Annotated in this window: 12 protein-coding genes and 2 rRNA genes; 3 read left to right on the forward strand and 11 right to left on the reverse strand. The window is 47.2% G+C overall.

Translation table 11 applies throughout. The features are described from left to right. Positions 1-28: 28 nt before the first annotated feature. Positions 29-1,252 (forward strand): NADP-dependent isocitrate dehydrogenase, encoded by a 1,224-nt coding sequence (icd, locus tag K4H28_RS11485; RefSeq protein WP_221005332.1) that lies wholly within the window; start codon positions 29-31, stop codon positions 1,250-1,252. Positions 1,253-1,515: 263 nt separating this feature from the next. Here the strand turns inward: icd and K4H28_RS11490 are convergent, their stop codons facing one another. Beyond that, the gene (locus tag K4H28_RS11490) at positions 1,516-1,719 is read right to left on the reverse strand and encodes a cold-shock protein (RefSeq protein ID WP_027469302.1); all 204 of its coding nucleotides are present in this window, start codon (positions 1,717-1,719) and stop codon (positions 1,516-1,518) included. 240 nt (positions 1,720-1,959) lie between these two features. Between K4H28_RS11490 and clpS the strand changes: the two genes are divergently transcribed. Together clpS and clpA are read left to right on the forward strand one after the other, a co-directional pair. After that, positions 1,960-2,271 carry an ATP-dependent Clp protease adapter ClpS gene (gene clpS / locus K4H28_RS11495; RefSeq protein WP_221005333.1) on the forward strand — a complete coding sequence of 104 codons (312 nt, stop codon included), beginning with the start codon at positions 1,960-1,962 and terminating at the stop codon, positions 2,269-2,271. After that, positions 2,268-4,532, forward strand: coding sequence for an ATP-dependent Clp protease ATP-binding subunit ClpA (gene clpA / locus K4H28_RS11500; protein WP_221005334.1), 2,265 nt, complete (start codon positions 2,268-2,270; stop codon positions 4,530-4,532). The genes clpS and clpA overlap by 4 nt, the downstream gene beginning before the upstream one ends. 71 nt (positions 4,533-4,603) lie before the next feature. Here clpA and K4H28_RS11505 read toward each other — a convergent pair whose 3' ends face one another. The 10 genes from K4H28_RS11505 to K4H28_RS11550 all read right to left on the reverse strand — a co-directional run bounded on the left by K4H28_RS11505 (position 4,604) and on the right by K4H28_RS11550 (position 15,018). Beyond that, a complete protein-coding gene (locus tag K4H28_RS11505; RefSeq protein WP_221005335.1) occupies positions 4,604-5,422 on the reverse strand; it encodes a mechanosensitive ion channel family protein in 819 nt (272 codons plus the stop codon). A gap of 77 nt (positions 5,423-5,499) precedes the next feature. After that, on the reverse strand, positions 5,500-6,429 hold the full coding sequence (gene xerD, locus K4H28_RS11510; protein ID WP_221005336.1) for a site-specific tyrosine recombinase XerD: 930 nt from the start codon (positions 6,427-6,429) through the stop codon (positions 5,500-5,502). Beyond that, positions 6,419-6,907 (reverse strand): methylated-DNA--[protein]-cysteine S-methyltransferase, encoded by a 489-nt coding sequence (locus K4H28_RS11515; RefSeq protein ID WP_255573510.1) that lies wholly within the window; start codon positions 6,905-6,907, stop codon positions 6,419-6,421. Before K4H28_RS11515 ends, xerD begins: the two co-directional genes overlap by 11 nt. Positions 6,908-6,970: 63 nt before the next feature. Continuing rightward, positions 6,971-8,029, reverse strand: coding sequence for a glycoside hydrolase family 18 protein (locus K4H28_RS11520; protein WP_221005337.1), 1,059 nt, complete (start codon positions 8,027-8,029; stop codon positions 6,971-6,973). Positions 8,030-8,071: 42 nt separating this feature from the next. Then, positions 8,072-8,422: a RidA family protein gene (locus K4H28_RS11525; RefSeq protein ID WP_221005338.1), complete on the reverse strand. Its 351-nt coding sequence runs from the start codon at positions 8,420-8,422 to the stop codon at positions 8,072-8,074. Between the two features lie 71 nt (positions 8,423-8,493). Further along, on the reverse strand, positions 8,494-9,678 hold the full coding sequence (locus K4H28_RS11530; protein WP_221005339.1) for a DesA family fatty acid desaturase: 1,185 nt from the start codon (positions 9,676-9,678) through the stop codon (positions 8,494-8,496). 77 nt (positions 9,679-9,755) lie between these two features. Next, positions 9,756-11,060: a mechanosensitive ion channel family protein gene (locus K4H28_RS11535; protein WP_221005340.1), complete on the reverse strand. Its 1,305-nt coding sequence runs from the start codon at positions 11,058-11,060 to the stop codon at positions 9,756-9,758. 5 nt (positions 11,061-11,065) lie between these two features. Then, positions 11,066-11,557 (reverse strand): adenylyltransferase/cytidyltransferase family protein, encoded by a 492-nt coding sequence (locus tag K4H28_RS11540; RefSeq protein WP_221008034.1) that lies wholly within the window; start codon positions 11,555-11,557, stop codon positions 11,066-11,068. Between the two features lie 221 nt (positions 11,558-11,778). Then, positions 11,779-11,892 (reverse strand): 5S ribosomal RNA (gene rrf / locus K4H28_RS11545). Positions 11,893-12,126: 234 nt separating this feature from the next. Continuing rightward, positions 12,127-15,018, reverse strand: a 23S ribosomal RNA gene (locus K4H28_RS11550). Positions 15,019-15,031 lie beyond the last annotated feature (13 nt).

Raw genomic sequence — 15,031 nt, forward strand, 5'->3', positions numbered from 1 at the left:
TTAACCACTGATTTCACAGGTGTGCCCGATGAGTCTAATCAAAGTCCCACAAGGGGGCGAAAAGATCGTTCCTAACCTAGCAACGCCAAACAACCCAATCATCCCGTTTATCGAGGGTGATGGTATTGGTGTGGATATCACTCCGGTGATGATCGACGTAGTCGATGCAGCGGTTAAAAAATGCTACGGCGATGACCGTAAAATCCATTGGATGGAAATCTACTGCGGCGAGAAAGCGTCTAAATTGTACGCGGATGGCTCTTACCTGCCACAAGAAACACTCGATGCATTGAAAGAATACGTTGTATCGATCAAAGGCCCATTGGCAACTCCAGTTGGCGGCGGCATCCGTTCATTGAACGTGGCTTTGCGTCAAAACTTGGACTTGTATGTTTGCTTGCGTCCAGTACGTTACTTCCAAGGCGTTCCTTCGCCAGTAAAACACCCAGAACGCGTTGACATGACAATCTTCCGTGAAAACACAGAAGACATCTACGCCGGTATCGAGTGGGATGCGAACTCTGAAGGCGCGAAAAAAGTTATCGAATTCTTGCAAAAAGAAATGGGCGTGAACAAGATTCGCTTCCCAGAATCTTCTTCAATCGGTATCAAACCAGTATCGAAAGAAGGTACTGAGCGTTTGGTTCGTAAAGCAATCCAATACGCAATCGACAACAACCGTAAGAGCGTTACCTTGGTTCACAAAGGTAACATCATGAAGTTCACCGAAGGCATGTTCCGCACTTGGGGCTACGAACTCGCTAAAAACGAATTCGGCGGCGTTGAGATCGACGGCGGCCCATGGTTGCAATTGCCAAACGGTATCGTGATCAAAGACGTGATCGCTGATGCGTTCTTGCAACAAATCTTGTTGCGTCCAGCTGATTACGATGTAATCGCTACATTGAACTTGAACGGCGACTACATTTCTGATGCCTTGGCAGCAGAAGTTGGCGGTATCGGTATCGCTCCAGGCGCGAACTTGTCTGACAACATCGCTTGCTTCGAAGCCACTCACGGCACGGCACCAAAATACGCTGGTCAAGATAAAGTGAACCCAGGTTCAATCATCTTGTCAGCAGAAATGATGTTGCGTCACATGGGCTGGACTGAAGCCGCTGACAAGATCATCGAAGCAATGGGCAAAACGATTCAAGACAAAGTTGTGACTTATGACTTCGCGCGCTTGATGGATGATGCTCAAGAAGTTTCTTGCTCTGCCTTCGGTAAAGCAATGATCGAACGCATGTAAGTAGGAAAGCAAAAAATGCCTGGCTGCGTTGTCTTGCCTAGCCGTACTTGATGTACTGTCTTCGGCATCGACGCCTTGCCAGAAAATTTTTGCGCTAGTTGGCCGCTGATCTTTCGATTAGTAACGTCAATCAGCTACATGATAAAAAACCCCGTTTTTTAACGGGGTTTTTTCATTTTCTGCTGAAAATAGTCGATAACAAGAGAAAGCAGGCAATAAAAAACCCGCCGAAGCGGGTTGGGACTTTTTACTTAAAGCAAAAATTAAGCAGCTTGGATGTTACCAGCTTGCTGACCTTTTTGACCTTGAGTAACGTCGAAAGAGACACGTTGGCCTTCTTTCAAAGTTTTGAAGCCTGGCATGTTGATCGCAGAGAAGTGAGCGAATAGATCTTCGCCGCCTGCATCTGGAGTAATAAAGCCAAAGCCTTTAGAATCGTTGAACCACTTAACAGTACCTAATGCCATGTCGAGGACATCCTGAAAACAAAAAATAAAAATAAATTGCCGATCAAACTAGAATAGAAAATCGGTAAACCGGTTTGTCGTAGAAGGTCCACAACAAACATGTATAACTTTTTACGCCACTTTGACTATTTCGGTCAAGCAAAAATAAAAGATACACGGCACACTGTGGTATTGCATTCACGCTTGAAAAATTCGTTGTGAGCGCCAAATATAAAGGTAAGCGAGGAAAAGACAAAACCAATGGCGATCCAGCATCAAAACGACACGCAGTTAAAAGACTCAGCGGTACGCACAACCCCACCACCTATGTGGCAAGTCGTACTCCTTAATGATGATTACACACCGATGGATTTCGTCATCGATGTGTTGCAACACCACTTTGGGATGCCCGGGGAGCGAGCTAACCAAGTTATGTTAAAAGTCCACACCGAAGGCCGTGGCATTTGTGGAGTTTATCCTAAAGATATCGCCGCCACCAAAGTGGCCGAAGTTACGCAGTACGCTCGGGCGCATCAGCATCCGTTGCAATGCATTATGGAGGTGAACCAATGATCGCCCAAGAACTCGAAGTTAGCCTGCATATGGCTTTCATGGACGCAAGGCAAAAACGCCACGAGTACATTACCGTGGAACACTTGCTGCTCGCGCTACTCGACAACCCTTCTGCCATTGAAGTCATCAAAGCCTGCGGTGCTAATTTAGATGAATTACGCCGTCAGCTCAGCGACTTTGTCACCGAACACACACCCGTGGTGTCGGGAACGGCTGAAGTCGAAACCCAACCCACGATTGGCTTCCAACGCGTCATCCAACGTGCCATTTTGCATGTGCAATCGTCGGGCAAAAAAGAAGTGACGGGTGCCAACGTACTGGTCGCCATTTTTGGTGAAAAAGACAGCCATGCCGTGTATTTCTTGCACCAACAAGGCATTACCCGCCTTGATGTGGTCAATTACATCGCGCACGGAATTAGCAAGTCAGCCAGCAGCCAACCTTCAACACCACGCTCTGAGCCTGCTGAGGATAGCGAAGGCGAAAGCAGCGCAGGCAAAGCGCTCGATAGCTATACGCAAAACATGAATGAGCAAGCGTTGGCGGGAAAAATCGATCCTTTGATTGGTCGCGATGCAGAGCTTGAGCGCGTCATTCAAATCCTATGCCGTCGCCGCAAAAACAATCCACTTTTAGTCGGCGAAGCCGGTGTAGGTAAAACGGCAATTGCTGAAGGTCTAGCGCGTTGCATCGTTGAAGGCGAAGTACCCGACATCCTTGCCGATGCAACGGTGTATACGCTGGATATGGGCGCGCTATTGGCCGGAACCAAATACCGTGGCGATTTCGAGCAACGCCTCAAAGCGGTCATCAAGCAATTGGGCGAAGAACGCAACGCGATTTTGTTCATTGATGAAATTCATACGCTCGTGGGCGCAGGAGCCGCTTCTGGTGGCACACTAGATGCGTCGAATCTACTCAAACCAGCGCTATCTAACGGCACGCTCAAATGCATCGGGGCAACCACGTATAGCGAATATCGCGGTATTTTTGAGAAAGACAATGCGCTCTCACGTCGCTTCCAAAAAATCGACGTGCCTGAGCCAAGCATCGAGCAAACGATTGAAATTCTCAAAGGTTTGAAAGAAAAGTTCGAGCAACATCATGGCGTGAAATACACGCAAGCGGCATTAACTACCGCGGCCGAACTATCAGCCAAATACATCAATGACCGCCACTTACCCGATAAGGCCATTGACGTGATTGATGAAGCCGGAGCCGCGCAAAAAATCTTGCCACGCTCGAAACAAAAGAAAACCATTGGCAAAGGCGAAATCGAGGATATTATTTCGAAAATCGCTCGGATTCCGCCAAAATCAGTATCGAGTAACGATAAAGACACCCTCAAAACCCTTGAGCGTGATTTACGCAATGTCGTGTTTGGCCAAGAAAAAGCGATCGAAGTACTTGCCACATCAATCAAAATGGCGCGTGCAGGCTTGGGCAATCCGCTCAAACCAATTGGGTCGTTCTTATTCTCTGGCCCAACAGGTGTCGGCAAAACCGAAGTGGCGCGGCAATTGGCGTTCACTATGGGCATTGAGCTGATTCGCTTTGATATGTCTGAGTATATGGAGCGCCATGCGGTGAGCCGTTTGATTGGTGCACCTCCGGGCTATGTGGGCTATGAGCAAGGTGGCCTTCTGACGGAAGCGGTGAATAAGCATCCGTACTCGATTTTGCTGCTCGATGAGATTGAAAAAGCGCATCCAGATATTTACAACGTGTTGTTGCAAGTGATGGATCACGGCACGCTGACTGATAATAATGGCCGCAAAGCTGACTTCCGCAATGTGGTAATTATTATGACCACTAATGCTGGTGCAGAGATGCTGAATAAATCAGCGATTGGCTTTACGAATAAGAAAGAAGTCGGCGATGAGATGCAAGAAATCAAGCGCATGTTTACGCCTGAATTCCGTAACCGAATCGATGCCATCATTCCATTCGCCTCATTGACGCACGAGATTATTCTGCAAGTGGTGGAAAAATTCTTAATGCAACTTGAGGCTCAGTTGCACGAGAAAAAAGTCGAAGCGCATTTCACCGATGCACTCAAAGACTACTTGGCCAAAAATGGTTTCGATCCGCAAATGGGCGCTCGTCCAATGGCGCGCTTGATTCAAGACACCATTCGTAAAGCTTTGGCTGATGAATTGCTCTTTGGTCGATTGACCAATGGTGGTGAAGTCACGATTGATATCGACAGCGACGGCAAGGTATCTCTTTCTATCCCAGTATTAGAAAAGGCTACCGCCTGATACTTTTTAATAAATATTGAGTCCACAAAAAAACCGCCAGTACGCTGGCGGTTTTTTTTAAGCTTTAAAAATTACTGTTGCTGCACCATCACAACTTGCGAAGGCGTTGGCGCGGGGAAAGCAGACAAGGTCGCCAAAATCGCTTTATTGGTATCGAAATACACTTGCCAGTAGTGGTCGTTATGGCAATACGGACGCACTGCCAATACAGGGCCAACCAATTGGAATTCCAAAATTTCAACATCAACTGCAGGATCAGCAATCACATTTGGGATTTTAGCGATGTTTTCTTTCAACAAAGCAATCGCTTGATTCACATCCGCAGCGCCTGACAATTGCGCTTTCAAATCAACACGGCGGAATGGCGTTGCGGTGTAGTTTTGAATGTTATCAGTAAAAATTTTATTATTGCCGACTACGGTCAAGATATTGTCTGGCGTCATGATGGTCGATGCAAACAAACCCACTTCATGCACTACACCCGTTACACCACCGGCAGTAATCATATCGCCCACTTTAAATGGGCGCAGCACGATCAAGAACGCGCCACCCGCAAAGTTTGCCAACAAGCCAGACCATGCCATACCCACCGCCAGACCAACTGCTGCGAGTAATGCTGCGAAGGTTGTCGTTTGAATTCCAACATAGCCCAAAATGCCAATCACGAGCAGTACATTCAATAGCACCGTGACCGCCGAACCCACATAACGCAATACGGTTGGATCGACTTTTTGCTTAGTCAAACCGGCTTGAACAAAACGAACCACTAAGCCAATGAGCCAGCGACCTACGACCCAAAAAGCAATACTCGCCAAAATTGTTACGCCAAATTGAGCCACATAGCCCACGGCGATATCCTGATACTTCGACAGTAGCGTTGCATCTATCATTAATGATCTCCCATAGTTAAACGTCATGGATTTGACGGCAAACAAAGCTTACCTGATTCATGCTGAAAACTGAATTTTTAACCACGTGGATGATGTGTTTGGTGCAAAGATTTCAATCGAGCAGCCGCAACCTGTGTGTAAATCTGCGTTGTCGTGATATCAGAATGGCCAAGTAGCATCTGCACCACACGCAGATCAGCGCCATGATTAAGTAAATGCGTGGCAAAGGCGTGTCGTAAAACATGCGGGCTAAGCAACTCAGCTGGTATCTGAGCCAACTCGGCGTATTGCTTAATAATGTACCAGCAGCCTTGTCTTGTGAGTGGCTCGCCGCGTTGATTAATAAATAAACAACCCTCACTCGGCTGTTTAATCAGCAGCAAGCGTGATTCACATAAATATCGCGTTAACCAATCGGCGGCCCAATCGCCAATTGGCACAAGGCGCTGTTTACCGCCCTTACCGTTCACAACGCGAATATATTTCTCACGGAGGTACACTTCATTGACTGACAAGGTCACCAACTCAGTCACCCGCAGTCCGGTCGCATACATCAACTCCAGCATCGCACGGTCTCGGATACCAGCCGTTGTCTCCAAATCCGGTGCGGCCAGCAAGGCTTCAATACGGTCTTCTGATAAAGCTTTCGGCAGTGGCCTAACTCGCCGTGGTGAGCTTAACTCAGCACTCGGATCAACCGTGATTTGCGCATTGAGAACAGCATGGCGGTAAAACTTTCGCAAACTCGCCATCCGCCGCGCCAACGTAGCCGCTTTCATATCACGCGACTGCCGCGCCATAAAAGCCTGCACTGCATCTCGGTCTGCCGTCATCAGCGTATGGGCCGTCTCGGCTTGCAACCAATTAGCCCAGATGAATAAGTCGCGCCGATAACTTTCAATGGTGTTGATGGCCAAACCATCATCGAGCCAAATCAGATCGAGAAACTGATTAATGATTTCCAGTTCTCGCTCTGCCACTTCAGGTAGCGCCGGTTTATTCGGCATAAATCAAACCTTCATGCCGCAGTAGCCAACGCTTAATAGGCAACCAATCAAGACCATTTCGATTAGCGTTAAAGCCTCCCAAGCCTTTGGCTGCGACAACGCGGTGACAAGGAATAATCACCGGCAATGGATTGCGCCCACAAGCACCACCAATCGCACGAGGCGCAGAGCCAATCTGTGCTGCAATCGCGGCATAACTTGCCACTGCACCAGCAGGGATAGCTGCGATAGCCTGCCAGACTTTCAACTGATGCACCGTACCTTGCAACTGATAAGGCAAATCAAACGCAAAATTGGGATTGCGAAAATACGCCGCAATTTGCTGCTCGGCCTCCCGCAACAGTGGATGATGAGCGGTTAACAAAGTTTCATGGCTCGGTAAAAAATCGACCGCCTTCAGTCGCTCAGCCTCCACCCAAAGTCCTAAACGCCCAAATGGCGTAGCAATCACGGCATGAGACATTAAATCGATCGACATAAACCCTCTCTGATGTATATTGCCATAGCCATTGATTTAAAATGCACACAAGAACATACCCAACTATTGAACACTCAAGCTCAAAGCATCAAGCAAGGCATTGCTCGGATCTTCGGTATATTCCCAAAACATCAATCCCGCCAAGCCATGCTGCTTTGCGTATTGACCTTTCAAAGCAATCGATTCAGGATCTTCATAACTAATAAACTCATCACCATCAAACAACCAGGGCACCTGAGCCTCGGCATCCCAGTGTCGGGTATAGCGCCCACTCGGCAGTAGCTCATCGACAATTGTCTGATAACTGTACGTGCCATTACTTTTGGCTGTACCCGCCGCGCCTAAGCCGGCAGCGCCAACACCGCGCAAACTTCGCCCATAAAATGGACAACCCAAGACCAGTTGATCGGCGCGTACGCCATTGGCTAAATAGAGCTGCACCGCATGATCTGCACTATCGCCCTCAGGATCATGGCTTGCGCGATATAGGTTGGCATGATGGCCAGCGCACGTGGCCCAGCCATTGTAAAAATCATATGTCATTAGATTGATGAAATCGCACTGCTCAGCGACCGCTTTAATTTCTACACCATCCAGATAATACTGCCCAGCACCGGCGGCGATGGTTAGTAAATAGGGCGTACGTTTCACGGCTGTCGCCGCGGCGGTCAATTGCTGGCGCAAGGCGGTGAGCAGCAGCGTGAAGTTTTCTTTATCTTCTACTCGCGCCTTAATCCCAGCCATATCGTTGCTAGGATATTCCCAATCTAAATCAACGCCATCAAATTGGTATTTTTGGATAAATTCGAGCGTTGAACGTGCAAATTTGTCTCGCGTTTCTGACGTTAGTGCCGCATCAGAAAAACCATCGGCACTCCAACCGCCGACTGAAATCAAGAGTTTCAAGTCTGGATTACGCTGTTTGAGGTGTCGCAATTGTTCGCTAAGGTGCTGGCAGTAGGCCTCTTTACTCACCCTGGGATCACCAGAGTCCTGCGGTATCACGTCACCATCAACGACTTTGGCAAAGGCATAACATAGATGCGTTAATTTTTCGACCGGAATCCGGTCCACATCAAACGGCTGCCATGTCGCTAAATACGCTAATACAATTGAAGCCATACCTACCTCACAAAATTAATACACCCAATCTCAGAGCCATATTTACAAGGCCGCAATTACCGTCATTTCGACCTTATAAGCGGGATCCGCCAATTTAGCCTGCACAGTAGCTCGAGCTGGCGTATGGCCTTGGGGTACCCATTCCCCCCAAGCTAGATTCATCGCATCGTAATCAGCCATATCAGCTACATAAATGGTCACCTGCAAGATTTTGCTTTTATCGGAGCCTACCTCGGCTAATAATCGATCAATGCAAGCTAACACCTCGACGGTTTGCCCCAGAGCATCTTTACTCAAATCCTCTGCAATTTGCCCAGCCAGATACACTGTATTGTTGTGTACCACGGTTTCGCATAAACGTGGACCAACGTGATAACGCTGAATAGAAGACATTGACATACTCCCCAAATAAAAAGGCGAACCCACGGCTCGCCTTGATGTTGAAACATAATGTTTAACTGCAATTAAGCGACCGCACGCAAACGCAGCGAAAATTCTCGCAATGACTGAATGCCACTTGCTTCAGCGCGGGCGCACCAATCTTGTAATTGCACAACCAGTTCATTGCGATTCAAACTTGAGCGCTCCCAAATCCGAGTCAGCTCTTGGCGCATTTGATAAACCTGCTCCAATACTTTACTTTGTGCAAGAATCAACTCAAGATGAATTTTATCACTCGCCGAGGTGTCTTTTGCATCTTGCTTGAGCCAAACCTTCATTCGTTTCGCGACATCAAAATTAACTGATGGTAAACACGCATTCGCCGACAATTGCTCAATTTCTTGTGCCACGGTTGCTTTCAAAGTACGCGCATAATTGGCTGCAATCGCATAGCGATTAGCAATAATCGCCTGCAACAAAGACTCATCTAACACCGGACGAGTTTCGGCAATCACTAATTTAGGTGCCACCTTACGTACTTTAGCCAAACCCAATATCGATAAGATGCGGATGTAGAACCAGCCGATATCAAACTCAAACCATTTGTAAGACAATTTGGCCGAAGTCCCAAAAGTATGATGATTATTATGCAGCTCTTCACCACCTATCAAAATTCCCCACGGCATGATATTGGTCGAGGCATCTTCAGTTTCAAAATTGCGATAGCCCCAATAGTGACCAATCCCATTAATCACTCCTGCTGCCGTCACGGGAATCCATAGCATTTGCATGGCCCAAATCCAAATACCGTTAGTACCAAACAGCAATAGATCAATCACCGCCATCAGCGTTGGACCCCAACTCGCATAGGGGGTATAGAGATTACGCTCTAACCAATCATCTGGCGTGCCATGACCATACTTTTGCATCGTCTCAGGTTTTGCTGCCTCAGCACGATACAACTCCCAACCTTCCCAAAACACTTTCTTAATACCGAAAACTTGCGGACTATGCGGGTCTTCTGCTGTTTCGCATTTAGCATGATGTTTACGATGAATCGCAGCCCATTCTTTAGTAACTTGTGCCGTTGTTAACCACAACCAAAAACGGAAAAAATGGCTGACAATAGGGTGCAAATCCAAAGCCCGATGCGCCTGATGGCGATGCAAAAAAATGGTGACTGATGCAATCGTCATGTGCGTCAATACCAGCATTACCAATACATATCCCCACCATGGCAGGTCAATCAGGCCATTCAACCATTCCATACAATTCATCCTTCGAGCCATTGCCCGCATACAAGCATAAAATCAGATTTTACTCAAATTCCATAAAGTTAGGCGACTTAACTGACAGAGTGCGGCACTTCTGGGCTAGATAAAATCGTAATATCACGTCGTGGATATGGGATTTCTATGCCATGCTGTTTAAATAATTGCCAAACTTTTAAATACAAATCTGAACGTAAACCACCTTGACCATTTTCAGGGTCTTTTAACCAAAAACCCAGCGTCAAATTAATACCATTATCAGCAAATGCCAAAATCATCACCCCTGGAGCAGGGTCACGCAAAATTCGATCATTTCCTTCGGTCACCGTTGGCAATAATTCCATGACCATTTCTAAGTCTGAGTTATACGCAATTTGAACAGGTAATCCAATCCAAATTGCCCGCTCATAATATGAGTTATTCACGACAGTGGAGGTAATCAGAGTTTCATTTGGAACTAATGACTCAGTCCCATCAGGTGCTTTGAGAACAACATAACGTGAGGTTAATTTACTAATCACTCCTTGCCGATTATCAACAGCAATCACGTCACCCAATTTCACCGAACGATCCAGCAAAATAATAAAACCAGAGACATAATTTGAGGCGATTTTCTGCAAGCCAAAACCCAGACCCACACCCAAAGCACCACCAAAAACAGATAATACCGTTAGGTCAATCCCCACCATCGCAAGGGATGCAAGTATCGCCAACACAACTAACAACGAACGCATTACTTTGACCAACACAACACGAACGTTCATGTCCATCATGTTAGCCGACATTAAACGCTGTTCGAGTAGTCGTCCGGCCCACATTGCAATCACAAGCGTAAAACAAACCGACATCAAGCCTTGAATGACAGTCAGTACCGAGATATGAATTGCGCCAACATTAAAACTTAGAGAGTCTAAAATGTTTAAGACTTCGGGCAAGATACCCACGACATGCAACACATAAGCACACCAAACACTTGCTGCGATATATTTTTCACTTTGTTTAACCCAAGCGGAACCATCAAAAGCCAACCTAAGTACGTAAACTAATATTCGAATATTGACCATCGCCAACATTAACAAATTAGCGACTTGCAATAAGGAATTAGTCCTGCCTTCAATAAAGTGCAAAATAAGGTTAGCGACACTAACTAAAATTAATGCCAAAGCAGGAAATAGTATTCGGCGAATCCCGTCCTCTCCGACCTTCCACTTGCCGGTTTGCCCTTGAAACTGCCGCAACAAAGAGCGAGAAAACCAATATGCACCACCCCAACTGATCAATAATACTGCCGCCTGAATCAAAAACTGAGGATGAAACACCCCAAACTCACTAATATCCTGAATGAGTTTAGCGAGTAAATTATGTTGCTCATTGACCATAACGGTTACTTACCCCGAATTAAATTCAACGTTTTAGTCGTTGATGTATCAAACAAAAATGGAATTGAATGCACTTTGCCACTACGGCTGATTGTTTCTTTACTACCTACAATGGCATCGATCGACCAATCGCCACCCTTAACTAATATCTCAGGCTTTAATAATTCAATTAAATCAAATGGCGTATCTTCATCAAACCAGGTCACCAAATCAACCGCCCCCAAACTTGCCATCACCGCAGCACGATTCAATAAAGGATTCACTGGTCGATCATCGCCCTTACCGAGTCTTTTAACAGAAGCATCTGTATTTAAAGCCACCACCAAAGCAGCCCCCAAAGCACGTGCTTGTGCCAAATAAGTGACATGCCCACGATGCAAAATATCAAAGCAACCATTGGTAAAAACTAAAGGACGCGGTAGATCAAGCATGCGCTGCATTAAATGAGCAGGCTCACATATTTTTTTTTCAAAATCGGGCATCGGATAAAGAGACAATTCAGTTTGCATTTTTTTATATCCAATTTAATTGATCACTAAGCTGAAGACTTGGAATACTAACCCAATAGGCAAGTGAAGCACCAAGGAAATATAACCACAGCTAGGTATAATGCTTATAAGCCATATTTTTCATAGATTATAAAGCAATACCAACCACATCTATTTCCAGCGGACAGCAAAAAGCCCGACTCTTTCGAATCGGGCTCTTCTTTAGGGAAGTCTGGCAATGACCTACTTTCACACGGGCAATCCGCACTATCATCGGCGCTGAGGTGTTTCACTGTCCTGTTCGGGATGGGAAGGAGTGGGACCACCTCGCTATGGTCGCCAGACATTAAACTGTCTGGTGCGGTGAGTTTTCTCACCACACTTTGAATTATCGCATTCAGCTGCACTATTTCTAGTAACACGCCTACAGCGCTAACTCACAAATCAATAGAAGAAGTAATTATACTACACTTTCCAACCACACTGTCTCAGTATTTATCTTTCGTATCATGCACTTACGTACACTCTACTTTCTTTGGGTTGACTATATCTTCGTCGCATTACGCGTCTCAGGTTATAGGATCAAGCCTCACGAGCAATTAGTATTGGTTAGCTTAACGCATTACTGCGCTTCCACACCCAACCTATCAACGTCCTGGTCTCGAACGACTCTTTAGAGGATTTAAAACCCTAGGGAAATCTCATCTTGAGGCAAGTTTCGCGCTTAGATGCTTTCAGCGCTTATCTCTTCCCGACTTAGCTACCCGGCAATGCCACTGGCGTGACAACCGGTACACCAGAGGTCAGTCCACTCCGGTCCTCTCGTACTAGGAGCAGCCCCCCTCAAATTTCCAACGCCCACTGCAGATAGGGACCAAACTGTCTCACGACGTTTTGAACCCAGCTCACGTACCACTTTAAATGGCGAACAGCCATACCCTTGGGACCGGCTACAGCCCCAGGATGTGATGAGCCGACATCGAGGTGCCAAACTCCGCCGTCGATGTGAACTCTTGGGCGGAATCAGCCTGTTATCCCCGGAGTACCTTTTATCCGTTGAGCGATGGCCCTTCCATACAGAACCACCGGATCACTATGTCCTGCTTTCGCACCTGCTCGACTTGTCGGTCTCGCAGTTAAGCCGCCTTTTGCCATTACACTATCAGTACGATGTCCGACCGTACCTAGGCGACCTTCGAGCTCCTCCGTTACAATTTGGGAGGAGACCGCCCCAGTCAAACTGCCTACCATGCACGGTCCCCGATCCGGATAACGGACCAAGGTTAGAACCTCAAAGGGGTCAGGGTGGTATTTCAAGGACGGCTCCACTGAAACTAGCGTCTCAGCTTCAAAGCCTCCCACCTATCCTACACAAACCACTTCAAAGTCCAATGCAAAGCTACAGTAAAGGTTCACGGGGTCTTTCCGTCTAGCAGCGGGGAGATTGCATCTTCACAAACACTTCAACTTCGCTGAGTCTCGGGAGGAGACAGTAGGGCCATCGTTACGCCATTCGTGCGGGTCGGAACTTACCCGACAAGGAATTTCGCTACCTTAGGACCGTTATAGTTACGGCCGCCGTTTACTGGGACTTCAATCAAGAGCTTGCACCCCATCATTTAATCTTCCAGCACCGGGCAGGCGTCACACCCTATACATCCACTTTCGTGTTGGCAGAGTGCTGTGTTTTTGATAAACAGTCGCAGCCCCCATTTCTCTGCGGCCTTATATAGCTCCAAACGCAAGGTTCTTCACCTATAAGGCACACCTTCTCCCGAAGTTACGGTGTTAATTTGCCGAGTTCCTTCTCCCGAGTTCTCTCAAGCACCTTAGAATACTCTTCCTACCCACCTGTGTCGGTTTGCGGTACGGTTCAATATAAGCTGAAGCTTAGTGGCTTTTCTTGGAAGCAGGGTATCAGTTACTTCATCACCTAAGTGAATCGTCATCATGCCTCAGCGTTAAGACCCCCCGGATTTGCCTAAGGGATCCGCCTACACACTTAAACCAACTATTCCAACAGTTGGCTAACCTAACCTTCTCCGTCCCCACATCGCACTTATATCAAGTACAGGAATATTAACCTGTTTCCCATCGACTACGCATTTCTGCCTCGCCTTAGGGGCCGACTCACCCTGCGCCGATGAACGTTGCGCAGGAAACCTTGGGTTTTCGGTGAGGGAGCTTTTCACTCCCTTTATCGCTACTCATGTCAGCATTCGCACTTCTGATACCTCCAGCATCCTTCTCAAGACACCTTCACAGGCTTACAGAACGCTCCTCTACCATATGCCATAAATGGTCATATCCGCGTCTTCGGTTATCAATTTGAGCCCCGTTACATCTTCCGCGCAGGACGACTCGACCAGTGAGCTATTACGCTTTCTTTAAATGATGGCTGCTTCTAAGCCAACATCCTGGCTGTCTGTGCCTTCCCACCTCGTTTTCCACTTAATTGATCATTTGGGACCTTAGACGGCGGTCTGGGTTGTTTCCCTCTTGACCCAGGACGTTAGCACCCCAGGTCTGTCTCCCATGCTCGCACTTGACGGTATTCAGAGTTTGCCATGGTTTGGTAAGTCGCGATGACCCCCTAGCCATAACAGTGCTTTACCCCCGTCAGTGATACATGAGGCACTACCTAAATAGTTTTCGAGGAGAACCAGCTATTTCCAAGTTTGTTTAGCCTTTCACCCCTATCCACAGCTCATCCCCTAACTTTGCAACGTTAGTGGGTTCGGACCTCCAGTGCGTGTTACCGCACCTTCATCCTGGCCATGGATAGATCACTTGGTTTCGGGTCTACGCCCAGCAACTATGCGCCCTATTCGGACTCGGTTTCCCTACGCCTCCCCTATTCGGTTAAGCTTGCTACTGAACGTAAGTCGCTGACCCATTATACAAAAGGTACGCAGTCACCCCATTTTTCAAGGGCTCCCACTGTTTGTATGCATCCGGTTTCAGGTTCTATTTCACTCCCCTCCCGGGGTTCTTTTCGCCTTTCCCTCACGGTACTGGTTCACTATCGGTCGATGATGAGTATTTAGCCTTGGAGGATGGTCCCCCCATCTTCAAACAGGATTTCTCGTGTCCCGCCCTACTTCTCGTACGCTTAGTACCACAATTGACTTTTCATATACGGGACTATCACCCACTATGGTTGGACTTTCCATTCCATTCTATTAAGTCTACTGCTATCACGTACAGGCTCTTCCCATTTCGCTCGCCACTACTTTGGGAATCTCGGTTGATTTCTTTTCCTCCGGTTACTTAGATGTTTCAGTTCACCGGGTTCGCTCTACTAGACCTATGTATTCAGTCTAGAGTGACCCAAAAGGGCCGGGTTTCCCCATTCGGAAATCGTGGGATCAAAGCACTTTGCCAGCTCCCCCACGCTTATCGCAGGCTATCACGTCCTTCGTCGCCTATCATCGCCAAGGCATCCACCAGATGCACTTATTCGCTTGATCCTATAACCTCAAA

The sequence above is a fragment of the Deefgea tanakiae genome (assembly GCF_019665765.1).
Taxonomy (GTDB): domain Bacteria; phylum Pseudomonadota; class Gammaproteobacteria; order Burkholderiales; family Chitinibacteraceae; genus Deefgea; species Deefgea tanakiae.